Genomic DNA, 23,824 nt, shown 5'->3' with positions numbered 1-23,824 from the left:
GGTGATTTAGCTGCTTACTTTGTATGGAAAAATAAGCGCTTTAATCATAAAAGCCCCAATGTTTTAACATAGAGGGGCTTTTATTAATTAACGATTAGTCTTCGTCAATTGTATGCGCGTAACCTTCAGCGTCTAATAAGTTATCTAACTCAGACTCTTCTGACGCTTTAATACGGAATAACCAACCGTCGCCGTATGCGTCGTTGTTTACTGTTTCAGGCGCATCTTCTAGCTCTTCGTTAATGGCAACAATTTCACCGCTAATTGGCGCGTAAATGTCTGATGCCGCTTTTACTGACTCTGCTACTGCACAGTCTTCGCCAGCATCTACTTCGTCGCCTACTTCTGGTAATTCAACAAATACCATGTCGCCAAGTAGTTCTTGCGCATGCTCAGAAATACCAACAGTGTAAGTGCCGTCGCCTTCGTTACGAACCCACTCGTGTGAAGGTGCGTATTTTAACTCGCTAGGGATATTGCTCATTTTTTTCATCCTTTGGTTTAGATTGGGAGAATACCAATGAATAAGGCTAACTTATTTATTGGTATAACCAAATTATTTAGATTATTGATTTACCGTTACGTACAAAGCCCGACTTAACTACTTTTACGTTAACTAATTTTTTACGCATTTCTACTTGAGCTGTGTCGCCGGTTGAACGTGGTACACGTGCTAATGCAACACTATAGCCCAATGTTGGTGAGAATGTGCCAGATGTAATAACACCTTCGCCACCATCAACAATTACTTTAGAACCACTGCGTAGTACGCCTTTTTCTTCAAGAATAAGACCTACTTGCTTGTGAGTACTTTTTTCTGCACGTTGTTTTACCAAAACATCACGACCAATAAAGTCACGATCTTCTGGCTCCCATGCAATAGTCCATGCCATGTTAGCTGCTAGTGGTGATACGCTTTCGTCCATATCTAGGCCGTAAAGGTTCATACCTGCTTCTAAACGCAGTGTGTCGCGCGCACCTAAGCCCGCAGGCGCCACACCGGCATCAAGCAATTGCTGCCATAAATCGGCGGCTTGCTCGTTTGGCACTACAATTTCGTAACCGTCTTCGCCAGTATAACCTGTTGTAGCAATAAATAAATCACCGGCTTGAACACCAAAAAATGGCTTCATGCCTTCTACTGCAGCTTGCTGGTCTGCGTTTAATACCTGGGCTGTTTTAGCACGTGCATTAGGGCCTTGAACCGCAATCATGGCGTATTCTGGGCGCTCAGTAACCGTTACAGCAAAATCGCTCGATACCTTAGCTAAATGTGCTAAATCTTTTTCACGGGTCGCTGAGTTAACCACTAAGCGATAAAATGTTTCGCTAAAGTAGTAAATAATTAAGTCGTCGATTACGCCGCCTTGCTCGTTAAGCATGCCAGTGTAAAGCGCTTTACCTGGTACGGTTAACTTAGCAACATCGTTAGCCACTAACTTGCGTAAAAACGCTTGTGCTTGCTCACCTTGTATATCAACAATGGTCATGTGTGATACGTCGAACATACCCGCATCGTTACGTACAGCGTTGTGTTCTTCTATTTGTGAGCCGTAGTTAATTGGCATTTCCCAGCCATGAAAATCAACCATTTTTGCGCCGGCTTCAAGGTGCTTTGCATGTAATACTGTTTTAGAAGTCATAATATTCCTTCACTTTTAAATTAACCCATGTGTGTGGGCGTGGCCTCAATTAAATGAGGGGGAATAACATGGTAGCCATTAATAAGCCTACCAAATTGTAATCTTTAACTTTTACCCGTTAGGCTGCTTGAGTGTTGGTAACACTAAAGCCCTGTTGCTGCATATACTGTTGCCACTTATCAAGCGTGGCCGTTTTAGCAATAACAATAAACTGCTGTTCGTTATTTTGATCTACTGCAGTAACAAACACATCACCACTTTGCGCGCCATAGCAAAGCTGCGCATCAGCAAGGCGTAACCCTGGGGTTAGTTTAAATGCCTCTACTAAGGTATCGTATGCATTGTCGCCTTTTAAAGTAAAGGTTGCTAAATCGGTGCGTACCACAAAGTCTATATCGTATCTAAGCTGTTGCTCGTTAATGAGCGCTTGTAATTGCAGGCTGGCATTAACTGGAAGCACAAATCGAAAGGCGGTTTCGCTAAAGTAGTAAACGGCGTAGCTAAAATCAGAATTTAAATCGCCATCCAGTGTGCCTTTAAAGCCAAAGCCACTAGCGGTAAGTTTGGTGAGGTCATGACCTAAAATAGCACTTAAAAATACCGATGCTTCACTACCACTAAAGTCAATAACAACGTGACTGCTATCGGCTTGTAAGGCATTAATAACCGCGCTGTTAGCGTTGCTATGGCGGGCAAACATAATCGGGTTAAAAGTCATAACAAATACCTATCAATCTTTAATAGCAAAAGTATATTGCGCAAGCCTTACAACAACAAATTGTAATTACTTATCAATTGATAAATAATACTTATATATATAGCCATATAAATAGTAATTTTAAATATGAAAAATATTTCAACCGACAGTTTACGAACTTTTGTTATGGTGGTTGAGGTTGGTGGATTTGCCAAAGCAGGCGATTTACTTGGCCTTTCGCAACCTGCGGTGAGCTTACAAGTAAAACGCTTAGAAGACTTACTCGGCTATAAATTATTTAAAAAGCAGGGGCAACGACAAGTGCTCAACCAATATGGCGAGTTATTACTGCCGATGGCAAAGCAAATGGTGCAGCATAACGATGCCATTTTGCAGTTGTTCACCTCAGAAAGTGTAACCGGTAAAGTGCGCTTGGGGATCCCTAGCGAATTTGCCGCGCGTATTTTGCCCTCCATTATTGGCGATTTTGTGGCGCTCTACCCCGAGGTATCACTTGAAGTAAAATCACGTTTAAGTAAACACCTGCTCTCTGATGAGCGCCAAGATCAATTTGATTTAGTGTTAGCGCTTAACGAGCAACTAGACTCAGAAAAATTCCCTATTTTTATTCAAGACCAATTAGTGTGGGTGGGCGACCTATCACTGGCACAAAATGAAACGGTAACCTTAGTGACCGCGCCTGAGGGCTGTATTTACCGACGCAGAGCAACTCAGGCGCTTGAAAAAGCAGGCATTAAATATCGTATTGTTTACAGTAATGCCGATTTAACCGGTTTAATTGCCGCATTAAAAGAAGGCTTAGGTATAACAGTGCTCGCAAAAAGTACCGTACCTAACGATTTAGCCTATCACTTACACACTAAACATTTACCTGCGCTTGGTAGCATAGGTATTAGTTTAGTAAAAACCGCCAGCGAACCTGAAAACGCGGTATTTAAACTCGCCGAATTTATTAAGCTGCGCTTGGGCTATCCCACTGCTTAAATAACCTGAACTCTGGATAATAAATCTATCCCACACAGAGTTCAGGTTAAATTAACCGCCACCAGCCAATACATTATCCTAGTTTTATAAGATTAGAATAAACACTTAGTTAAAAATGTTATAAAAATAGCGTATTTTTACGGCAAATGTAAATATAACTAAAACTTAATAATATTGATTCTCATTCGTTAACATGTTTAAATTACGCCAATTTTAGTAGTTGAACTATTTTTAGGGTAATCAATGTCACATAAATTTTTAGTTTCCTCGTTAACTGCAGCCGTAGCGCTGTCTTTAAGTGCTACAGCAATGGCAAAAGATGCCGGCGGCGTTGAACGCAACTTTGAACAAATTACCGTTATTGGCTCACAAGCAGCAATTAACGATATTCCAGGATCGGCTACATTTATCTCTGATGAAGAGTTGCAAAAATTCGAATTTACCGATATTTCTCGCGTATTAGCATCTGTACCAGGTGTATACGTTCAAGAAGAAGATGGCTACGGCCTGCGCCCAAACATCGGTATGCGTGGCACAGGTACTGGCCGTAACGATAAAATTTCAGTAATGGAAGACGGCGTACTCGTTGCACCGGCTCCTTACTCTGCACCATCGGCTTATTACTTCCCGACTATGGGTCGTATGGAATCTATTGAAGTATTAAAAGGTGCTGCCTCAGTTAAATATGGCCCGCGCACTACCGGTGGTGTATTAAATTTACTTTCTCGCAGCTTACCAACTGAAGCAAATAGCTCTATGGGTATGGTTGACGCGGCACTTGGTAGCGATGGTTACTATAAAGGTCACGCTTACTTCGCTAAAGAAAAAAATAACACAGCGGGCTTAATTGAAGTGTTTTCTTACGGCGCTGATGGTTTTAAAGAATTACCAGTAGGCGATGACAACACTGGTTTTGAAAAAAATGACGTACTGGTAAAATTTGGCCATACCTTTGGTGAAAACGATGCCCACAACATTGAGTTTAAAGCTAAGTACTCTGAAGAAACATCAGACGAAACGTACATGGGCTTAACTAACGCCGATTACCAACAAAACCCTAACCGTCGTTATGCGGCATCGCAAAATGATGAGATGAACACCCGTCATAATGCATACCAAGTAAACTATGCATACCGCTTTGGTGAAGGTTACGAATTTTTAGCAACCGCTTATCTAAATGACTTCCACCGTAACTGGTACAAAGCCAGTAAAGTAAGCGAAAGCTACCTTGAGCAATACAGTGAATTTGAAGCAAACCCAACGGCTGAAGGCATCGAAAACATAGGTGTTAAAGCTAATAACCGCGACTACCAAGCTAAAGGTGTGCAGTCTGAATTACACATTCCAGCGGGCGATCACTACATTACGGTTGGCGTACGTTACCACGAAGATGAAATGGATCGTTTCCAGTGGGAAGACAAATACACGCTTAATCAAGATTTAAGCATGACTCTTACTTCGCAAGGCGCACCTGGCTCTAATAGCAATCGCTTAGACAGCGCAAAAGCAAGCACCCTATTTATTCAAGACGAATGGACAATGGATGCATTAGTAGTGAGTGCAGGTCTGCGTTATGAAGACATTACTATTACCCGTGAAGAATGGGCTAAATCAGATCCAACTCGTAGCCAAGGCTTAACGAAAGATATTTCAAACGATACTGAAATTTTAGTACCGTCTTTAGGTGCTACTTACACACTTAACGACAACGTAACGTTACTTGCAGGCATTCAAAAAGGTTATGCACCCGCAGCGCCAGGCAATGCTGACCAAGACGAAGAAGAAAGCGTCAACATTGAGTTTGGTTCTCGTTTTAATGCAAACGGCTTTAACGGTGAAGTGATTGCATTCTACTCTGATTACGACAACATGCATGGTAACTGTACCGCGTCAGTAGGCTGTAGCGACGATAACATTGGCGACCAATACAACTACGGTGAAGTAGAAGTATCAGGCTTTGAATTTAGCGCTGGTCGTACGTTTAATACTGCATCAGTAGCGTTCCCAGTTAAACTGACTTACACCTACACTGATTCAGAGTTTAAAAACACATTTGATTCAGAAATTTGGGGCTCTGTAGAAAAAGGCGATGCAATGCCTTACGTTCCAGAAAACCAAGTTGCTTTATCATTTGGTGCCGAAGTGAATAACTTTGTTGTTAACAGCCAAATACGTTACGTATCGGATGCACATGCTGACCTTTCTGACTCAGGCTTAAATGCGATTGATAGCCGTGTTGTGTGGGATTTAGCTGCTAAGTACTTAATTGATGAAAATCAAAAAGTATACCTAAGCGTTGATAACCTGTTTGATAAAACCTACATTGCTAACCGCGCAAATGGCGGTATTCAACCTGGTAAGCCACGCTCAGTACAAATGGGTTACTCTTACAGCTTTTAATAAAGCGCTAACTTAAAAGTACAAAAAAGCCGAGATTGATGTAATCAATCTCGGCTTTTTAATGCCTATAATCCCTATGTAATTAGCCTGAGCTTAGGCTAGTTAGACTTAGGCTTAATTTGTTTCTGCGCGCTGGCGTAACACTTCAAATAAACAAATGCCGGTTGCTACCGATACATTTAAACTTGAAACCGTGCCTGCCATTGGGATTTTAACGAGCACATCACAATGCTCACGCGTTAAGCGGCGCATACCCTCGCCTTCAGCACCCATTACAATCGCCATTGGGCCTGTTAAGCTGGCATCAAATACATGTGTGTCGGTTTCACCGGCAGTACCTACAACCCAAACGCCCGCGTCTTTTATTTCACGTAATGTACGTGCAAGGTTAGTTACCTGAATAAGCGGTACCGTTTCTGCTGCGCCACAGGCCACTTTACGTGCTGTGCCATTAAGCTTTGCTGATTTATCTTTAGGAACAATCACCGCATGTACACCCGCTGCATCGGCACTACGTAAGCAAGCGCCTAAATTATGCGGATCGGTAATGCCATCAAGTACCAGTAAAAATGGCGTGTCTTCGCGTTCAATGATCTCATCGAGATCTTTTTCATTAAACACTCGCGCCGCTTTTACGTTGGCGATAATACCTTGATGCTGTTCATCTTTCGCTTTGTTATCAAGCGCTTTTCGTTGCATAAACTGTACTGAAATACCAAACTGACGCGCTTGCTCAATCACAGGCGATAAACGCTTATCATCACGTCCCTTAAGGGCGTATATTTCTATAAAGCGCTCTGGCTCTTTTGCTAAAATTGCTTCAACAGAGTGAAAGCCAAAAATTAATTCATTACTCACGAATTGTTTGCTCCTGGGCTACTACGTTTACGGGCATTTTTACCTGGTCTTTTAGGCTTTTTGACCGCTTTCTTTTTGGTTTTTTTCTTCGCGGTGGTGTCATCCGCTTTTACTTTAGACTTACCCGCTGCCTTAGTTTTACTTGCAGGCTTTTTTCCACCTTTTGGTTTTTTACTGTCGCTTGCTGACTTTTTACCCGGTATTTTACCGGCTTTAAGTTGCGAGCGAACGCTTGCTGGGGCATTCTTTTTTGGCGCACGACGACGCGCATAACGATCTTGAGCCACATCGCCTTTAAGCGTTAAGTTAATTCGGCGATCATCTAAGCTTACCGAGGCAACTTGTACAGTTACTTTATCGCCTAAACGATAAACCGTATGTGTGTGTTCACCCACCAAGCAATGTTTAGCCGCATCATGTTGGAAGTATTCATCACCTAAATTAGTAACATGAATTAATCCATCAATTTGCAAATCATCTAAACGAATAAATAAACCAAAATTAGTAACCGATGAAATAACCCCGTTAAACTCCGTGCCTACATGATCTTGCATGTATTCACATTTTAGCCAATCGGCTACTTCACGGGTGGCATCGTCTGCGCGGCGCTCAGTGGTAGAACACTGCTCACCAAGTTGATCGACTTCATCATCGCTGTAAGCGTATTCACCTGAGGTTTGTTGACCTTGCGCTTTTAATACCGCTTTAATTGCACGGTGTACCACTAAATCTGGGTAACGGCGAATTGGCGAGGTAAAGTGTGCGTAGGCCGATAATGCTAAACCAAAGTGACCTATGTTATCTGGCTGATATACCGCTTGCTTCATTGAGCGCAGTAGCATAGTTTGAATAAGTTCAGCTTCAGGACGGTCCCCTAAACGAGCCAACACATGAGTGATTTCTTTCGGGGTGGGTTCATCGCTTAGCGTGCTCTCAATACCCAACTCAGTTAAAAACTGAGTAAAGTTGCCCAGTTTTTCGCTATCAGGTTCATCATGCACTCTAAATAACGCACTTGCTTCATGTTTCTCAAGTAATTTAGCCGCCGATACATTGGCTAAAATCATACATTCTTCAATCAGCTTGTGCGCATCGTTACGAATAACTGGCACAATAGATTCTATTTTACGCTGTGCGTTAAATACAAAACGAGTTTCGAGTGTTTCAAATTCAATTGCACCACGCTCTTGGCGTGCCGCTTTTAATGCCATGTACATTTGCTGTAAGTCAGTTAAATGCGGCACTACAGCTGCGTATTCTTTACGGAGCTTTTCGTCATTTTGTAAAATGGCATTTACTTTGGTGTAGGTTAAACGAGCATGCGAATTCATTAGTGCTTCGTAAAACTTATAGCCCGACAGCTTACCCTCTTGCGATACGGTCATTTCTGCAACCATACACAGGCGATCAACCTCAGGGTTAAGCGAACACAAACCGTTAGACAATACTTTTGGCAGCATTGGAATAACTTGCTCAGGGAAATACACTGAGTTACCGCGCTCTATGGCTTCTTTGTTAAGTGGCGTGTTCATACCTACATAATGGGATACATCGGCAATGGCTACCCATAAACGCCAGCCACCTGATTTTTTAGGCTCACAATAAACTGCATCATCAAAGTCGCGAGCGTCTTCGCCATCAATAGTGACAAGTGGTAAGCCGCGTAAATCAACACGGCCTTGCTTATCGGCTTCTTCAACAAATTCACCTAAGTGGGCAACTTGCTGCTCAACTTCTTCAGGCCACACGTGTGGAATATCGTGATTACGCAGCGCAACTTCAATTTCCATACCCGGCGCTAAATGCTCGCCTAATACGTCAATCACTTTACCTACCGCATTCATATTGCGGCTTGGGTTTTGAGTTATTTGCACTTGCACCATTTGGTTGTGGCGTGCGCCTTTTTCGTTACCCGGTAAAATAATAATATCTTGGGTAATGCGCGGATCTTCAGCAACCACCACAGCAATACCATGCTCAACAAAATAGCGGCCAACAATAGGCGCTCGCTCATTAGTAAGCACTTTAATAATACGGGCATCGCATTTTGAGCCTGAACCACGCTTAGTGCCTTTCGCAAGAACAATGTCGCCATGTAGCACCATATTCATTTGATGCTTGGCAATAAACCAGTCTTTGCTCTCGCCTTCAACTTCTAAAAAGCCAAAACCGTCTCTGTGACCGACAACTTTGCCTTTGGTTAAACCGGCTTCGTCAATCAGGGCATAACATTTAAATTTATTAAAATACAATTGCCCGTCGCGCTCCATGGCACGAAGTCGGCGCTTAAATGCTATTTGTCGTTCTTCATCGTTGACCGCGAGTTCTTCGCATAGTTGCGTGTAATTAGCAGGTTTTGAACGCTCTTGAAGGTGAGTAAGTATAAACTCACGACTAGGGACTGGGTTTTCGTACTTTTCTTGTTCTCGACTGAGATTTGGATCTTGGTTTGACATTCACTATCTTGTTAGTTGGTTATGTAAGCATTTTAACTCATATACTCGAAATGAGACAGGTAAAAGCCATTAAACTTTTAATAAAGCGTTATTAGCTTTTGCATTTTGTAGCAATGTAGCTAAATAACACTTAACACCTACTTAATTAATGCACATGAAAGTGAGTAAATTAACTGTAGTTATGTTTACTCACTTTTATAAAAACAGCTTACTTTTGCTGTAGTTTCTTCCACAATAGCGTGCTGATGTTTTCAATAAAAGCCGAGTCTTGTGCAGCCATAACATCGAGTATTGGTTTGTTCATTTGGGTTTTGTTTTGAGCGTATATCCAACGATTTTTATTAAAGCTTTGAGCAAACTCTAACACACCCGCTTGCAAGGCTTGCTCATCAGCAAAAATTGCTTCTACCACATTTTGTTGTAACAATTTTTGCGCATCAACACGCTCGCCAGTCATAGCTAAGCGGTTAAAAAATTGAGGATTAATCGCTTTATTAATAATCGGAAACATAGACGGTACAAACGGTACCAGTACATCAACTTCAGGAAAGCAGAAAAAGCCTTTGTCAGATTTCATAAATCGAAAATCACAGGCACATGCCAACACCGAGCCATTACCATAAGTGTGACCGTTTAATGCAGCAATGATAGGCATAGGAAACGTCACTATACGTTTAAATAACTGCCCTATCGAATTCATAAAATCAGCAATAACTGTAGGCGTGTTATCTGAACTTGCCATCCACTGTAAATCTATTCCCAATGACCAGCTTTTATCGCTGCTTGAGGTTAATACTACGGCGTTAATATCGCCATTGGCTTCTATGCTATCTAAGTGTTGATTAAGTTCAGCTATAAAACTAGGGTTATGGCGGTTTTCAGCGGTATTCATGGTAAGTATTGCCACGTTTTGCTCAGTGGTAATCTTTATTAATGCGGTCATTCTAGCCTCTTTGAGTGCATTTAGCTGCGCTTTTAGCACTTTTCGTTACTTTTATAGTTATAAATAGCATAGTAACGCGTAGTTTTGATTTTACAATCGCTATTACACTTAAAAAGTTAACCCCTTAATGGTTGCATATTAATTATTAAGGCTTTTAAAAATTTCATCTTAAGTAATTAATAGTAATGTTAAACTGCATTAAAAGCAGCGCAAGGAAACATCATGCAGTCCCAACAACAAAGCTTAATTTACTTACACATTGCCGTCCTTTTATTTGGCGGTACCGCCTTATTCGCAAAGCTAATTGGTTTAAATGCATTAGATATTACCGCTTATCGCGCGGCTATTGCTGGGGTGGCAATTTGTGTGCTGCTGACATTGCAAAAAAAGCCTATTAAGCTGCGCCGCGCTAAAGATTATGTGATTGCCATTTTATTGGGCATTGCTGTGGGAATTCATTGGGTAACCTACTTTGCTGGCATGCAATTGGCGGGAATTACCGTGGGCATGTTAGCCTTTTTTACCTATCCGGTGATCACGGTATTTTTAGAGCCTCTATTTAATAAAAGTAAGCCCAAGACAAAAGATATAATAAGCGCTGTAGTGGTGATTACTGGTATTTATTTATTGATCCCTAACGTTAATTTAGGCGATGACATCACCTTAGGTGTTGTAACGGGGGTGGTATCAGCATTGTTTTTTGCTATTCGTAATATTACCCATAAACGCTACTTTAGCGAATATGGTGGGCCGCAAACCATGTTTTATCAAACGTTAGTCGCAAGCCTGATGCTGTGTGCTTTTATTGAAGTGTCCATAACACAAATTAATGATGCTGATTTAATATTGCTACTTATTGCGGGTGTGGTTTTTACTGCAATGCCGCATTCGTTATTTGCAGCAAGTTTAAAAAATTTATCAGCAGCGACCGCTGGATTGATTTCTTGCTTACAGCCTCTTTATGGCACAATACTGGCTATAATTATTCTGCACGAACGCCCCTCAGTGATTACCCTGATTGGCGGCGCACTGATTGTTAGTGCTGCGTGCTTTGAAACTTGGTCAATTTCACGGAAAAAGCAGCCATGAAAATATTTGCTCATAGAGGCACAAGCACACACTTTCCTGAAAATACGCAAAGCGCCATTATGGCGGCGTTAAAAGCGAATGTAGATGGCATTGAGGTTGATGTACAAAGCGCACTTGATGACTACGTGATTATTCACGATACCTACCTAGATAGAACCACTAATGGTAAGGGTAAAGTGTGCGACCTAAGCGCTCAGCAAATTCAACAATTTGATGCGGGAAATGGCGAGCAAGTACCTACCCTGCAGCAATTAATTGACTGGAATAACAACCAAACCTTACTTAATTTAGAGCTAAAACATACCTTTGAACTAGAAAAGTTTGCCACCCAACTGGAAATGAATATTGCCGCAAACAAAATATCCGCTGACAATATTTTAGTTTCATCATTTAATCATCATCAACTACACTGGCTAAAGAGCCGCTTACCTTGGCTTAAAATTGGCGCACTTACTGCATCAATTCCATTGCAGTATGCAAAGTTTGCTGAGGACTTACAGGCCTTTAGCATTCATGTTGACAAAAACTTTATGAACAAGTCGTTTGTTGACGATGCCAAATTGCGCGGCTTACAGGTGTTTGCCTACACCGTTGATGAAGTTGAAGATATTAAACTGATGCTTGCCTGTGGCATAGATGGCATTTTTACTAACGACCCTGAACGAACTAAGCATTATTTAGCGCAATTAAATGAACTATAACTAATTATTTAATTGCTATTTATGCTATAAAAACAATAATTTAGTAGGTCACTATTTAATGAGTAGCTACATGCGTATTTATAATTTTTTAGAACAAACTTTGTTTTTTACTTTAACCCGAAAAATAGTGGGTAATTTAAGCTTTGTATTTTTATTTCAAGCTATTACATTATTTTGGTTACATAGTAGCTTAGCTGAGACCCAGCAAAACACAGGGCTGTTTTGGGCGCTTACTTTGCTGATTATTGCAGGGTTTATTTTTACTATTTTTTATATGCGCTTTTTAATTGTGCGCCCGGTAAAAGCCATGCGTGATACGCTGATCAATATTAATCAACAAGATGCCAACTTAGCTGCCAAACTTCCTCATTTTACTTTTGACGAATTTAGAGACTTAAGCGAACAATACAACCAGTTTACTACCCATTTAAACAGCTTATTAAGTACGACCTACAGCAGTGCTCAAGAGAGCGTACAAAGTAATAGCCAAGTTACTCAATCAATGCAGCACACAGAGCAACTAAGCGAACAGCAAATTAATTTAAGTCACACCATAATTAATGCCAGTAACCAAATTACTCAAAGCCTGCAAAATATTGTGAGCAACACCGATAGTGTGCACCAAGTTAATAATGAACACCTTAGCTTTGTTAAGCTCTCTGCGAGCGAACTGTCAAAACTGGTTGAACAGGTGAGACTTATTAATGAAATGCTGGGTAGTTTCTCTAAAACAATTGCAGGCTTAAAAGAGAACAGCGAGAACATTCGTAGCATTTTAAAAATGGTTGAAGAGTTTTCTGATCAAACTAACTTATTAGCACTGAATGCGGCAATTGAAGCAGCGCGAGCCGGAGAAGCAGGGCGAGGTTTTGCCGTGGTTGCCGATGAAGTTCGTACCCTATCGGTTAAAGTAAGTGATGCAACACGCCAAATTAGTGATTTTATTACCCAAATGAATGAGCTGGTTAATGAAACCAATAAAGAGTCTCAGCAGTTAATTAGTCACTCTAATAACGCACAAACTGCAATCAACGATACCTCAGAAGGTTTTGGAAAAATGCTCAATGAATTTGAGCACAATCAGCAACAGTTGCAGCAAATAGCCAATGCTGTACATTTGCTCGAAGATACGCAAAACCAAACCCATGAATCGGTTGAACAAATAGTGGCACTTGGCGAACAGGCAAAGCAACAAATAGACACCGCATTGCATGACTCTGAGCAGTCACAAAAACTGAGTCAACAAACCCAACAACAGCTAAAGCGTTTTGTAGACTAGGGCCTGACTAGTTTTACCCAAGCCGCGATTATGCTAAATTACGCGGCTTAGAATATAACTGTGTGAAGCATGTGAGCGACGTAAAACCAAATTATGAACAGCTAGCCCAACAAATAAAGCTATGGGGTCAACAACTTGGCTTTAGTGAAGTGGGTATTACTGACATTGATTTAACTAAGCATGAAGCACAGCTACAGCGTTGGCTTGATGCGGGTTTTCATGGCTCAATGGATTATATGGCAGCCCATGGTATGAAGCGTGCTCGCCCTAATGAGCTAGTGCCCGGAACACAGCGGGTTATTTCAGTTAAAATGAATTATCTCCCACCTGATTCTGGCTTTGCCAAAAACCTTAAAAATACCGAAAAAGCCTATATCAGCCGATATGCCCTTGGCCGCGACTATCATAAGTTGATGCGCAACCGAATCAAACAGTTAGGTAAAAAAATTGAACAACATGTAGGTGACTATAGCTTTAGGCCTTTTGTTGATTCAGCCCCTGTACTTGAACGTCAACTCGCTGAAAAAGCGGGATTAGGCTGGCGCGGAAAGCATTCTTTATTAATAAATAAAGAGGCGGGTTCTTGGTTCTTTTTAGGTGAGCTTTTTGTCGACTTACCTTTACCTATTGATAACGAAAACACTTTTGAGGGCTGCGGCAAATGCGTTGCCTGCATAACACTATGCCCCACTGGTGCTATTGTAGAACCTTATGTGGTTGATGCGCGTAAGTGCATTTCGTATTTAACTATAGAGCATCAAGGCGCTATTCCTGAGCAATACAGAACATTAATGGGAAATCGCATTTATGGCTGTGACGATTGCCAATTGGTATGCCCATGGAACCGCTACGGAAAAATTACTGATGAGGCTGACTTTCATCCTCGTACACAATTAAAAAACAAAGATTTACTCGAGTTATTTGCTTGGGATGAAACTACCTTTTTAAAAAATACCGAAGGCAGTCCAATCCGCCGCATTGGCCATGAACGTTGGCTACGAAATATAGCCGTTGGCTTAGGCAACGCAGATTTTAGCCCGGCAATTATTGCTGCGCTCGAAGATAAACGCCAAACGGTAAGTGATATGGTGGGTGAACATATAAATTGGGCACTCGCACAGCAACACGATAAACAAAGGCAAAAGCTACGTAAAACAGCACGGTTAATTCGTATAGTTGAAAAAGGCTTACCCAGAGACGCATAAGCCTTTTACCCTTTTAACCTCCTCTGCGATCTCTTAGCTCTCTTTGTGCATAATTTACTAATATATGATTTAACACAGAGAAGAAAATGAGGAGTAAATGAGAAGCCACAATTAAAGTACAGATTTTAGTTAATCTGTAGCGCACACCTTTCGTATTTAACCTTTAAAAGACGCGACATAAAGTCGCTGCTACAAGTTAATGTATCAATCGTAGCAAGGAGTTTACCCCGCGCCTCGCAGCCCGTAACCCGTACCTTTAGCCTTTCAACAATAAAGCGAGATCTTGCTCTATCTCTGAGAACGCTTTTTTAACCTGATCAACAGATTCTTGCCGTGCCACCGAATTTTGTATTGTTTCATCGACCTTTCTGTAAATAAACACTTCTTGGTCTTCATCGAGTCCCATGGTTGGGATCCGCTCTTCTAGCTCCTCTTGAAGTTGTTTAAACACTTTTTCGTTATTAATTCTGCTGTCATTTAGCAATCCAATTAAACTGTGGAATTTACTGTGTACCGTGCTCGCCACTTTGTTTAATCGCTCTTGCTGCGAAACCAACATTTGCTTAGTGGTAATAGCCCGCAACTGCTGCTCAGTTACACTAACAATAAAGCAAATATGGTCACGAATTCGCCCGTGTTTTTGCTCGTCGTGTTCTGGCATATTTAAAATCAGCAAACTCACAAGCTCGTAATTAACTAAAATTCGATGAGAAAATTCATGCAATCGCCCTTTGCTTTTAAGCATTTCAAATAACTCAATAACAATGGGTGAACACACGCCATTTAATGCAAAGTGCGATTTGATATCGTTACATCTAAATTCAATATTACTTTGCAAGTCAAATGCCTGTAAGCACTCCACTAATGCCTTACCTAACTCCTCTACATCGTTAATTAATCCAATATGTTCAACATAGTTAACTATCTGCCCCATTTCACTACTGTTAGCCATGGCATTAAAGGCGGTAGAGGTTGCTTCTTTTACCTGTTTTTCCAGTTGCTGTTTTTCTAGTAAAACCTGATTGAGTTTCTGTAACTTTTGCTTTAGTTCATCGTGCCCAAACGGTTTTACAATATAATCTTCAGCGCCGACAGAATACCCTTCCATACGCTCCTCAACCGTTCCCCTTGCAGATACAAACATCACAATAATGTCATGCGTAATAGGGTTCGCTTTTAGCTCTTTACATACCTCGTAACCATTCATTTTTGGCATGCTGACATCAAGTAAAATAACCTGAGGCATATACTCTTCAACCATACTTAAACACTCTTGGCCACTTGAGGCGAGCCTGAGCTCAAAGTCAAGTTCCTCTAGAATTTCTTCAATTATTTCGAGGTTAAATGGTTCATCGTCGACTGCAAGAATTTTAGTTAAAGCCATAATTTCTCATCCATATAAATCGTGTTCATTAAAACAATTCAGTTATTAGCTACTATTTTTCGCTAATTGCTCATCGGCTAAATATTCATCGAGGTTTATTTCTAAAGGAACTTGAATACTAATAGTAGCCCCACCTTGAGGGTTATTACAGGCTTTTATAGTTCCTTGATGTAAAGAGACAAATTCACGACACAAGGTAAGCCCTAATCCAGTACCACCTGCGCCACTATTCGTTTTGCTGCTTTGCACAAACTTTTGAAAAACCGTTTCAAGTTCGTCTTCAGGTATGCCTATTCCGCTATCTATTACTTCAATATTTGCACAACCATTATCTGTTTTCATGACAACTTCGATAGTGCTATGTTCTTTGCTAAATTTTAATGCATTACTCAATACGTTTCTAAGTACCTGATTAATTTGCTCTTCATCGCATTGCGCTATAACAGGTGGGTTTTCTGATTTAAATGCAATCTTAATATCTTTTTCTATGGCAATCCCAGCCACATCATCAATGCTTGTTTTAACAATAGTCGTTAAATCGCATGCTCGCGGGTTAAATGGGAATTTACCTACATCTAATTTCGACAAATCGAGTAGATTGTTAAGTAATGACAGTAGCCTTTGCCCACTTGATTCTATTCGGGTTAAATACTTTAAAAGTTTATCTTTACTAAAATCATCATCTTCAAGCTTACTGATACCAAAGCGTGAAAAACTTAGTATAGAATGCATAGGGGTTCTTAGCTCATGTGACATATTCGCCAAAAACTCTGATTTGCTTAAATTAGCTGCTTCAGCAATGTTTTTCGCATGCTCAAGTTGCGAAGTCCGCGCTCTGACCTGCTCTTCTAGAAGATCTTTCGCCTCAAGTAGTAAATCTTCTTTTTGTTTTAAATGGGTTACGTTTTTAAAAATAACCGCTAATGCTATCTCACCATGATGATCAATTTCATTAAATGAGCCAACAAGCGGAATTTTACTGCCATCTTTATTGACTATGTGTAAGTCGCAACTAAATTGCCGATTACTGTTTAAAGTAGATATTTTATCTTTAATTGCCTTTACTGAATCGTCATCTAAAAAGTGAAATAACGAGTGAGCAATGAGCTTTTTAAACGGTAAATTAAACAGTTTTAAGCACGCGTCGTTAGCCTCTACTATTTTGCCTTTACGTTCAAAAAGTAAAATTGGATCGGGGGTGTTTTTAAAAATCACTTGCAGCAAACTGTCTTTTTCAATCAGAACATCGACTGTATCTTGTAGCCTTTCAACTAGCTCTGCGTTATGACGTTTTAGCAGTTCGGTTTGCCACAACTTATGTACTGCTTGTAATAACACATTGTCATCGAGTGGCTTAATTAAAACGTCTTCAACACCTTGGCGAATCGCTTCAATCATAGAAACCTGAGCAGGACGCGAGGTTAATAATAAGCAGCGGCTATGCGGCTGTATCTGCTTAAGGCTGGTAAATATATCTAAGCCAAGCCCTTCTTTTAAACTAAAATCACTAATTAAAATATCAATCATTCTGAGTTTGGCAATATTAAGCGCCTCATCATGATTTGTAGCTGTGTATACCTCTATATGTGCACCCACTAAACTACTCTTTAGCATTTCTAAACGCTCACTAACATGATCAACCAACAAAATTGTAGGCAGTTTAAAAATATGATCAGGGCCTATTTCTAATAGATCTTCAATAAATGAAGTGATTTCTTTATTAGAAAAAAATGGATAAATAATAGTGGCATCTGGAACAAGCTCGTTTAATTTACCAAATGCATCAAGCAGTTCACCACTTTCAGCCTTGGGCGCTAAAAGTAAAAATGATTGGTGGGTCGCTTGTTTTACCAGCGAAGCAACCAGAGTTGTTGGTGTCCCTTGTGAAAAGGCAAGCATATCGTATGCATCTATGTTGCTGCTTTTATCAAACATAGAATAATGAACTAATTCAACTTCACAACCAATTAGCTCAAGCAGTACTTTTAAGCGCATAGCAATCATGCTACTGCTATCAATAATAAGTATTTTTTGCGCCATTTATGTACACTTTTAAGAATTAATTAAACACCTTTTCAGCATAGTATAGAATTTTTGGTTTGGCATAATCGTCTACATAAATGTAATTTTTGCTTGCCTATAGTTGTGGGATTACATTAAATGTTTACCAAAAATAGTCAGGCTGTACAGCTGGTTATCCATCCTTGCAACATTGGGCAACTCTCCCCATACTGCAAAATCAAAATGCTTAAATAATTTAATGCTTGGTTCGTTATGGCTAAAAATAAACCCGAGTAACACTTCAATATCGAGCTTTTGTGCTTGTTGTTGTGCAAATTGCATCAACTTTTTACCCAACCCTTTTCCTTGGGCTGCCGCCGTAATGTAGATGCTTAGTTCAACGGTGCCATCGTAAGCTGGGCGCCCATAAAACGATTTATAACTAACCCAGGCTAATACTTGGTCATTTTCGCAGTAAACAAAAATAGGTCGTTGAGCTGTATGGCTATCAAACCAAGGTTGTTTGTAAGCAACGGTTACTTCTTCGGTATCGGCTGTCACCATTCGACTAGGGATAGTTTCATTGTAAATGGCAACAATAGCAGTTAAATCATCAGGTTTTGCTAAACGTATAGTCATAGAAAATAAGTAAAATTGATCAATTTCGCCTATAGTAGCGTATGATAAGTTACATAAACACCCATTGAATCGCATTCAAGGTAACCGCATGATAAGAAAATTAATATTCGGATTAACATTGGCTCTAGGCTGTGTCTCTGTAACCACCAACGCAGCAGACACTAATAGTCCTTCAGCAAAGACAGATACCTGCGATGACTTCACCAATGTGTCACTGAGAAAGCTTCGTTCAACCGAAACGCTTAATCTATGTGAATTTAAAAATAAGCCACTGTTGATTGTTAACACTGCCAGCAATTGCGGCTTTACTTCTCAGTTTGAAGGGCTAGAAACGCTATACAAAAAATATAAAGAGCAAGGCTTAGTGGTGCTCGGTTTTCCATCTGACGATTTTTTTCAAGAAGAAAATGACGAAAAAGATACGGCTAAAGTCTGTTATGTGAATTACGGCGTTACTTTCCCTATGTTAGCCACCAGCGCAGTGCGTGGCAGCGATGCCAACCCTATTTTCAAGCACTTAAATGCAAAAACTAGTTCACCTAACTGGAATTTTTATAAATACGTGGTTTCGGCAGATCGTCAATCAGTGACTCGCTTTAACAGCCGCGTCAAACCCGATTCAGCAAAATTAGAAAGCGCCATCAAAAGTGCATTTTAATTTTGTGTTTTCAGTTTAACCTTACTAAGATGTTGCTTAGTAGATAAAAAACTAAACTTATAAATAGGAGATTTTATGGCAGTAGCAAGTGCAAGGCACATACTCGTAGACAGTGAAGCACAATGTTTAGACCTTAAAGATAAAATTGAGCAAGGTGAAGACTTTGCTGAGCTAGCTAAATTGCACTCTAATTGCCCTTCAGGTCAAGATGGTGGCGCATTAGGTGAGTTCGGACCTGGTATGATGGTTCCTGAGTTTGATAAGGTGGTTTTTTCAGCGCCACTTAACCAAGTACAAGGTCCTGTTCAAACACAGTTTGGTTACCATTTATTAGAAGTAACCAGCCGCTCAGAGTAAGCAAATCTATTTATTAATAAAGCCGCATTAGCGGCTTTTTATTTATGTGGAGTTGGCAAAAGCCCCAATATGCAATTACTTGGCTCTATTTCTTCCCCTTATGTTCGCCGTGTCAGAATTTGGGCACAACAAAATAACTGTGAGCTTGAGTTTATAAATCTCGACATTTTTTCAAGCGATGACCGCTCTTTAATGATGTCGCACAACCCGGCAGCTAAAATCCCTATCTTAATTGATGGCTCGCTTAACTTAAGCGACTCAAATAATATACTGCGTTACTTACTTGAAAAAACACAACAGAACCCGCTAACTTGGCCACAAGAGCATTTTTTAACTAGCATCAATGCCTGTAACGATTCATTGGTTGAGTTATTGATATGTCAGCGTTCTGGGTTTGACACGCAAGCTGATAAACTATTTTTTAATCTGCAAAATGAGCGAATTGCGCAAACTTTAGACTATTTAAATGATCATTTAAACGATGATGAATTTAAAAGCTGTGAATGCCTCAACATCAGTTTATACTGCTTGCTAGATTGGATCTGCTTTCGTGAACTCACTGATTTTAGCGCGCAATTGCAGTTAGTTAAGTTTTATGAAGCGTTTAGTCAGCGTCAAGCGGCTAAAAATACCAACCCTCGACTCAAATTTTAAAAGGTGAACACATGAGCGATATCGAAATTGAATCACAACTAGTTAGCTTTGTAGAAAAAGTACGTGTTAGTGAACAGATCTGGGCACTGGGTGCACAAGATGGTGGCTTTGTTGTATGTGAATCAAATCAATTTGATGACACCGATGTACTTTTACTGTGGGAATCAGAAGACGCAGCAAAAGAGCAATGTAAAGAAGAGTGGAAAGACTATAGCCCAGTAGAAATCAACCTAGATGAATTTTTAGATGATTGGGTTGAAGACCTTAAATCGGATGATGCTCTGGTTGGTTTAAATTGGAATGACGATCAAGTGTGCGTAGAAATTGAACCAGTTGGTTTAGCTCGCGCTTTAAGTGAATAAGTTTTAACTGTTTATTTGCTGGCACTACCCCAATTAACAACAACGATTAGTTGGGGTATAAAATAATAAAAACTGTCAAGGTACTGCGTTGAAAACCCATCTTGGTCGTCGTCCATTCTCAGCTATGGAGCTGCATACGCTCTATACCGGATATATTTATAGTGATACTCGGCTTGCCCGCGAACAAGCTAAGCACTGGCACTTTTGGCTGCCTTTAATTGCGTACTACAGTGGCGCTTACAGTGATGAAATTGGCTATTTAACCCTAGATGACTTGGTGGTTGAAAATAGCATTCTCTGCTTCAGCTTTCATACTCATGGTAAAATTAAACCCCGTTTAATTCCTGTACATAACGCCCTTATTAAGGCCGGACTTAATGATTATTTAGCCTACGTAAAAGCGCAAAAACACACACGTTTACTGTTTGACCTCCCAGCAAAAACAGGACGCTACAGTGAAAAAGTACGCATTTGGTTTTCAGGCGAGGGCGAACGTGCGGGGTATTTGCAAAAATGTGCAATTCCTTCCGTGGATCAACTCGGAATGAAAACCGCGATTAGTAGTTTGCGGCTTAACTTTGAACAGCAAATTCGTATTTATGCCCTGCAAGCAGGCTCTAAAGACTGCTTCAATTACTTAATGGGCTTTAATGATTACTCCCATGATAACTTTAACGATATAGCCTTGTTAAATAAGGTGCTGCAACAGATCCGGGTTATTAATTCCCACATTCATTGGCAGCGGTTTTTAGCACGAGATAGCCACTGACAAACTTTGTTACTCTTTTCCTTATTGTTGTTCGCTTACTCTAGCAAAAAAAGCTGTTAGGATGGAGTGTACTCACTCTTCTAACAACAAAAATCTAGGGATAACTATGTTTTTTAAAAGCCTCTTAACCGTGAGCGTTGCGCTTGCTATAAATGCTGCTAACGCTAATGAATTCGTCATTGAAAAGCTCGCAAAGCCAAGTTCACAAAAAGTCGCTTTAACGCTCGACCCAAGTCAGGATACTTTTACAGGAATGACTGAAATCAGTTTGGAGGTGCTTAAACCAACACGCTATATTGAACTCAATGGTGTTGATTACGCAACCAAAATGGTTCAACTATTGGGTGAGCAAAACTGCGACTTAAACAGCGAAATGCTTAAAACCGGTAAAGTTAAATTTAGCTGCGAAGAGCAAATTCAGCCGGGTAAATACACTTTAAAAATTGATTTCTCAGCGCCATATAATCGCCAAAGTGTGGGGTTATATAAAACCCTAGATCAAGGCGTTCCGTACTTGTTCACCCAATTTGAAATGAGTGATGCCCGTCGTGCGTTTCCTGTATTTGACGAACCAAGCTATAAGATTCCGTTTCAGTTAACCATTACCGCCCCCACCTCACAAAAAGTGTATTCAAATACACCTGAGCTAAAAACAACGGTCAGTGGCGATATGACTACTCATTACTTTGATAAAACGCCGCCAATTCCATCTTACTTAGTGGCTATGGCTGTAGGCCCGTTTGAAGAGTTAGAAATTAAAGGCATGCCAATTCCTGGGCGTGTGATCACCCCACAGGGTAAAATTCATTTAGCGCAGTATGCAAAAGAGAATATGCCTAAAGTACTGGGCGCACTTGAAGAGTACTTTGGTATTCCTTATGTATATAAAAAGCTAGATTCAGTGGCTGTTCCAGAGTTTCCGTTTGGCGCCATGGAAAATTCAGGTTTGGTAACTTATCGCGAAGATATTCTTCTGGTTGATTTAGAAGCTGCAACGCGAAGTAAAAAGCAACGTAATGTTTCTATTATTGCCCATGAATTAGCTCACCAATGGTACGGTAACTTAGTGACTATGAAATGGTGGAACGACTTATGGTTAAACGAAGCGTTTGCAAGCTGGATGGCAGCAAAAATTACTAAGCAACTTAACCCTGAGTTTGAATCACACCTAGATTTACCACAAAATAATGTAATGGCGTTAGATGCTCGCTTAAGCACTAAGCCAATTCGTAAACCAATTAAAACCGAAGCCGATATTATGGACGGTTTAGGCCTTGCATACAGCAAAGGTAGCTCAGTACTGGCGATGGTTGAAAACTGGATTGGCGAAGACGCATTTCAAGCTGGCATTCAAAATTACTTAAAAGAGTTCTCTTATAAAAATGCCGAAGCCGCCGATTTATGGGAGGCACTTGGTAAAGCATCTAACAAAGATGTAGCGAGTGTTTTGAAATCGTTTATTGAACAATCGTCATTTCCGCTAATTAACGTTAAGCAGCAAGGTAATAACATTACGATTTCGCAAAGTCGTTTTGCAAATGCCGGTGTTGATGCTCCAGCCCAACTGTGGAATGTACCCGTTGCCATTAAATATGGTGCTGGCGATAAAGTAAAAACTGCCAATGTATTACTTAATAAACAAAGCCAAACGCTAGAATTAGATTTTGAGCCTGAGTGGATATATCCAGACCAAGGTGCGCTAGGTTACTACCGCTGGGTCATGGACGATGCGCAATTTAACGCACTAATTGATAATGCAGCAAGCGTATTAAACGACCGCGAGCGCCTGGCACTATTATCAGCCACTGACGCTTTACTTGACGCAGGTGTAATTTCTGCTGCTAAGCTGATGCAAACGCTTGAAGTTTTTGCCAGCGATAGTCATCCTCGCGTGGCTAACACTGCTTTAGGTTATTTAGCATCTCAGCAACGCACCTTTAAAGACGATAGCAACAAAGATTTATGGCCTACATTTATTCAAAATGCAGTCATGCCTGCCGCTAAAAAATATGGCCTAGAAGCAAAAATGGGTGAGGATGGCGCTGTTGCTCAACTGCGAGCTGCGGTGGTATCGCGTTTAGGCTTTGATGGTGACGATAAGAATGTGATCAATAAAGCTAAGCAGCAAACAGCCGCTTACTTAAACGATCCGCAAAAAGTAGACCCTTATTTAGCGGGTACTTACTTACGCCTTGCGGCTTTTCATGGTGATAAAGCGCTGCTTGATCAATTTATGACAACCTTTAAAACCACTAAAGATCCACAAGTGCGTACCAATATGCTGGCTGCAATGGGCTATTTTGGTAAGCCTGAACTTCAAAAAGCTGTGCTTACATATAGCTTAACCGATGAAGTAACCGCTTCTGATATGCGTACTATTTTATCGGGGCAAAGTTACACCGATGAACGCCAAGCACTGTTTATTGATTGGGTTTATAGCAACTACGATAAAGTAACAGCAAGTTTACCACCGTTTTTTGTGCCTAACTTACCTTACTTTACTACTGCTAGCTGTGATGCTGAAAGTTTAGCGACAACGCAAAAATTCTTTGACGCTAAACTTGATGAAGTACCTGGCTATGCGCGCACATTAAGTAAGCTTGCAGAAAGTACGAATGACTGTATTGCACTTAAAAACCGTGAACTAAAATCAGTAAATAGCTTTTTGAATAGTAAATAAACTAAAGGTTAAAGGCTAAAGGCTAAAGGCTAAAGGTTAAAGGC

The 23,824-nt window shown here is 40.5% G+C and carries 21 protein-coding genes; 12 read left to right on the top strand and 9 right to left on the bottom strand.

The genetic code is table 11. From position 1 onward, the window contains the following. Positions 1–94 precede the first annotated feature (94 nt). The 3 genes from gcvH to BW139_RS12640 all read right to left on the bottom strand — a co-directional run bounded on the left by gcvH (position 95) and on the right by BW139_RS12640 (position 2,361). Positions 95–484 carry a glycine cleavage system protein GcvH gene (gene gcvH / locus BW139_RS12650; protein WP_008112430.1) on the bottom strand — a complete coding sequence of 130 codons (390 nt, stop codon included), beginning with the start codon at positions 482–484 and terminating at the stop codon, positions 95–97. A gap of 76 nt (positions 485–560) precedes the next feature. Then, the gene (gene gcvT / locus BW139_RS12645; protein WP_008112433.1) at positions 561–1,643 is read right to left on the bottom strand and encodes a glycine cleavage system aminomethyltransferase GcvT; all 1,083 of its coding nucleotides are present in this window, start codon (positions 1,641–1,643) and stop codon (positions 561–563) included. Positions 1,644–1,761: 118 nt separating this feature from the next. Further along, positions 1,762–2,361 carry a hypothetical protein gene (locus BW139_RS12640; protein WP_076919908.1) on the bottom strand — a complete coding sequence of 200 codons (600 nt, stop codon included), beginning with the start codon at positions 2,359–2,361 and terminating at the stop codon, positions 1,762–1,764. Between the two features lie 126 nt (positions 2,362–2,487). On the opposite strand from BW139_RS12640, the gene BW139_RS12635 reads away from it, so the two are divergent. Then, positions 2,488–3,345, top strand: a complete 858-nt coding sequence (locus tag BW139_RS12635) for a LysR family transcriptional regulator (RefSeq protein WP_008465324.1) — start codon at positions 2,488–2,490, stop codon at positions 3,343–3,345. A 243-nt stretch (positions 3,346–3,588) separates the two neighbouring features. After that, positions 3,589–5,745 carry a TonB-dependent receptor domain-containing protein gene (locus tag BW139_RS12630; protein WP_076919907.1) on the top strand — a complete coding sequence of 719 codons (2,157 nt, stop codon included), beginning with the start codon at positions 3,589–3,591 and terminating at the stop codon, positions 5,743–5,745. Between the two features lie 114 nt (positions 5,746–5,859). Here BW139_RS12630 and rlmB read toward each other — a convergent pair whose 3' ends face one another. From rlmB to BW139_RS12615, 3 genes are all read right to left on the bottom strand, one after another. Next, the gene (gene rlmB, locus BW139_RS12625) at positions 5,860–6,603 is read right to left on the bottom strand and encodes a 23S rRNA (guanosine(2251)-2'-O)-methyltransferase RlmB (RefSeq protein ID WP_008112440.1); all 744 of its coding nucleotides are present in this window, start codon (positions 6,601–6,603) and stop codon (positions 5,860–5,862) included. Continuing rightward, complete coding sequence (gene rnr / locus BW139_RS12620) at positions 6,600–9,059, bottom strand: ribonuclease R (RefSeq protein ID WP_076919906.1); 2,460 nt, start codon at positions 9,057–9,059, stop codon at positions 6,600–6,602. The genes rlmB and rnr overlap by 4 nt, the downstream gene beginning before the upstream one ends. Positions 9,060–9,267: 208 nt before the next feature. Beyond that, the gene (locus BW139_RS12615) at positions 9,268–10,002 is read right to left on the bottom strand and encodes an enoyl-CoA hydratase/isomerase family protein (protein ID WP_076919919.1); all 735 of its coding nucleotides are present in this window, start codon (positions 10,000–10,002) and stop codon (positions 9,268–9,270) included. Between the two features lie 222 nt (positions 10,003–10,224). Between BW139_RS12615 and BW139_RS12610 the strand changes: the two genes are divergently transcribed. The 4 genes from BW139_RS12610 (at position 10,225) to queG (ending at position 14,276) form a co-directional block, all read left to right on the top strand. Further along, on the top strand, positions 10,225–11,091 hold the full coding sequence (locus BW139_RS12610) for a DMT family transporter (RefSeq protein WP_076919905.1): 867 nt from the start codon (positions 10,225–10,227) through the stop codon (positions 11,089–11,091). After that, positions 11,088–11,792 (top strand): glycerophosphodiester phosphodiesterase family protein, encoded by a 705-nt coding sequence (locus BW139_RS12605; protein ID WP_008112444.1) that lies wholly within the window; start codon positions 11,088–11,090, stop codon positions 11,790–11,792. The genes BW139_RS12610 and BW139_RS12605 overlap by 4 nt, the downstream gene beginning before the upstream one ends. A 58-nt stretch (positions 11,793–11,850) precedes the next feature. Next, positions 11,851–13,071, top strand: a complete 1,221-nt coding sequence (locus tag BW139_RS12600; RefSeq protein ID WP_076919904.1) for a methyl-accepting chemotaxis protein — start codon at positions 11,851–11,853, stop codon at positions 13,069–13,071. Between the two features lie 71 nt (positions 13,072–13,142). Beyond that, positions 13,143–14,276, top strand: coding sequence for a tRNA epoxyqueuosine(34) reductase QueG (gene queG / locus BW139_RS12595; protein WP_076919903.1), 1,134 nt, complete (start codon positions 13,143–13,145; stop codon positions 14,274–14,276). 256 nt (positions 14,277–14,532) lie between these two features. Here queG and BW139_RS12590 read toward each other — a convergent pair whose 3' ends face one another. From BW139_RS12590 to BW139_RS12580, 3 genes are all read right to left on the bottom strand, one after another. Beyond that, positions 14,533–15,660 carry a PleD family two-component system response regulator gene (locus BW139_RS12590; RefSeq protein WP_076919902.1) on the bottom strand — a complete coding sequence of 376 codons (1,128 nt, stop codon included), beginning with the start codon at positions 15,658–15,660 and terminating at the stop codon, positions 14,533–14,535. 45 nt (positions 15,661–15,705) lie between these two features. Then, complete coding sequence (locus tag BW139_RS12585; protein ID WP_076919901.1) at positions 15,706–17,700, bottom strand: ATP-binding protein; 1,995 nt, start codon at positions 17,698–17,700, stop codon at positions 15,706–15,708. A 111-nt stretch (positions 17,701–17,811) separates the two neighbouring features. Continuing rightward, positions 17,812–18,300, bottom strand: coding sequence for a GNAT family N-acetyltransferase (locus BW139_RS12580; RefSeq protein ID WP_076919918.1), 489 nt, complete (start codon positions 18,298–18,300; stop codon positions 17,812–17,814). 88 nt (positions 18,301–18,388) lie between these two features. On the opposite strand from BW139_RS12580, the gene BW139_RS12575 reads away from it, so the two are divergent. The 6 genes from BW139_RS12575 to BW139_RS12550 all read left to right on the top strand — a co-directional run bounded on the left by BW139_RS12575 (position 18,389) and on the right by BW139_RS12550 (position 23,780). Continuing rightward, positions 18,389–18,958: a glutathione peroxidase gene (locus tag BW139_RS12575; RefSeq protein WP_010390729.1), complete on the top strand. Its 570-nt coding sequence runs from the start codon at positions 18,389–18,391 to the stop codon at positions 18,956–18,958. A gap of 75 nt (positions 18,959–19,033) precedes the next feature. Beyond that, positions 19,034–19,315 carry a peptidylprolyl isomerase gene (locus BW139_RS12570; protein ID WP_008114778.1) on the top strand — a complete coding sequence of 94 codons (282 nt, stop codon included), beginning with the start codon at positions 19,034–19,036 and terminating at the stop codon, positions 19,313–19,315. Positions 19,316–19,384: 69 nt separating this feature from the next. Next, positions 19,385–19,969: a glutathione S-transferase family protein gene (locus BW139_RS12565; RefSeq protein ID WP_076919900.1), complete on the top strand. Its 585-nt coding sequence runs from the start codon at positions 19,385–19,387 to the stop codon at positions 19,967–19,969. An 11-nt stretch (positions 19,970–19,980) separates the two neighbouring features. Further along, positions 19,981–20,331, top strand: coding sequence for a DUF2750 domain-containing protein (locus BW139_RS12560; RefSeq protein WP_008114782.1), 351 nt, complete (start codon positions 19,981–19,983; stop codon positions 20,329–20,331). A gap of 88 nt (positions 20,332–20,419) precedes the next feature. Further along, positions 20,420–21,100: a hypothetical protein gene (locus tag BW139_RS12555; RefSeq protein ID WP_076919899.1), complete on the top strand. Its 681-nt coding sequence runs from the start codon at positions 20,420–20,422 to the stop codon at positions 21,098–21,100. Between the two features lie 106 nt (positions 21,101–21,206). After that, entirely contained in the window at positions 21,207–23,780 is a 2,574-nt protein-coding gene (locus BW139_RS12550) for a M1 family metallopeptidase (protein ID WP_076919898.1), read from the top strand. Positions 23,781–23,824 lie beyond the last annotated feature (44 nt).

Origin of the sequence: Pseudoalteromonas sp. SK18, from assembly GCF_001974855.1 — a bacterium.
In the GTDB taxonomy this organism is placed as follows: Bacteria; Pseudomonadota; Gammaproteobacteria; order Enterobacterales; family Alteromonadaceae; genus Pseudoalteromonas.
The sequence above is the reverse complement of the archived record's forward strand: the minus strand, read 5'-3'. Positions and strand labels throughout refer to the sequence as shown.

Excerpts from the sequence above, each read along its gene's own strand:
- BW139_RS12580 (WP_076919918.1), bottom strand. The coding sequence starts at position 18,300 with ATGACTATACGTTTAGCAAAACCTGATGATTTAACTGCTATTGTTGCC.
- BW139_RS12630 (WP_076919907.1), top strand. The coding sequence starts at position 3,589 with ATGTCACATAAATTTTTAGTTTCCTCGTTAACTGCAGCCGTAGCGCTG.
- BW139_RS12575 (WP_010390729.1), top strand. The coding sequence starts at position 18,389 with ATGATAAGAAAATTAATATTCGGATTAACATTGGCTCTAGGCTGTGTC.
- rnr (WP_076919906.1), bottom strand. The coding sequence starts at position 9,059 with ATGTCAAACCAAGATCCAAATCTCAGTCGAGAACAAGAAAAGTACGAA.
- gcvT (WP_008112433.1), bottom strand. The coding sequence starts at position 1,643 with ATGACTTCTAAAACAGTATTACATGCAAAGCACCTTGAAGCCGGCGCA.
- BW139_RS12570 (WP_008114778.1), top strand. The coding sequence starts at position 19,034 with ATGGCAGTAGCAAGTGCAAGGCACATACTCGTAGACAGTGAAGCACAA.
- BW139_RS12640 (WP_076919908.1), bottom strand. The coding sequence starts at position 2,361 with ATGACTTTTAACCCGATTATGTTTGCCCGCCATAGCAACGCTAACAGC.
- BW139_RS12605 (WP_008112444.1), top strand. The coding sequence starts at position 11,088 with ATGAAAATATTTGCTCATAGAGGCACAAGCACACACTTTCCTGAAAAT.
- BW139_RS12585 (WP_076919901.1), bottom strand. The coding sequence starts at position 17,700 with ATGGCGCAAAAAATACTTATTATTGATAGCAGTAGCATGATTGCTATG.
- BW139_RS12635 (WP_008465324.1), top strand. The coding sequence starts at position 2,488 with ATGAAAAATATTTCAACCGACAGTTTACGAACTTTTGTTATGGTGGTT.
- BW139_RS12615 (WP_076919919.1), bottom strand. The coding sequence starts at position 10,002 with ATGACCGCATTAATAAAGATTACCACTGAGCAAAACGTGGCAATACTT.
- BW139_RS12600 (WP_076919904.1), top strand. The coding sequence starts at position 11,851 with ATGAGTAGCTACATGCGTATTTATAATTTTTTAGAACAAACTTTGTTT.
- BW139_RS12590 (WP_076919902.1), bottom strand. The coding sequence starts at position 15,660 with ATGGCTTTAACTAAAATTCTTGCAGTCGACGATGAACCATTTAACCTC.
- BW139_RS12565 (WP_076919900.1), top strand. The coding sequence starts at position 19,385 with ATGCAATTACTTGGCTCTATTTCTTCCCCTTATGTTCGCCGTGTCAGA.
- BW139_RS12560 (WP_008114782.1), top strand. The coding sequence starts at position 19,981 with ATGAGCGATATCGAAATTGAATCACAACTAGTTAGCTTTGTAGAAAAA.
- gcvH (WP_008112430.1), bottom strand. The coding sequence starts at position 484 with ATGAGCAATATCCCTAGCGAGTTAAAATACGCACCTTCACACGAGTGG.
- BW139_RS12550 (WP_076919898.1), top strand. The coding sequence starts at position 21,207 with ATGTTTTTTAAAAGCCTCTTAACCGTGAGCGTTGCGCTTGCTATAAAT.
- BW139_RS12610 (WP_076919905.1), top strand. The coding sequence starts at position 10,225 with ATGCAGTCCCAACAACAAAGCTTAATTTACTTACACATTGCCGTCCTT.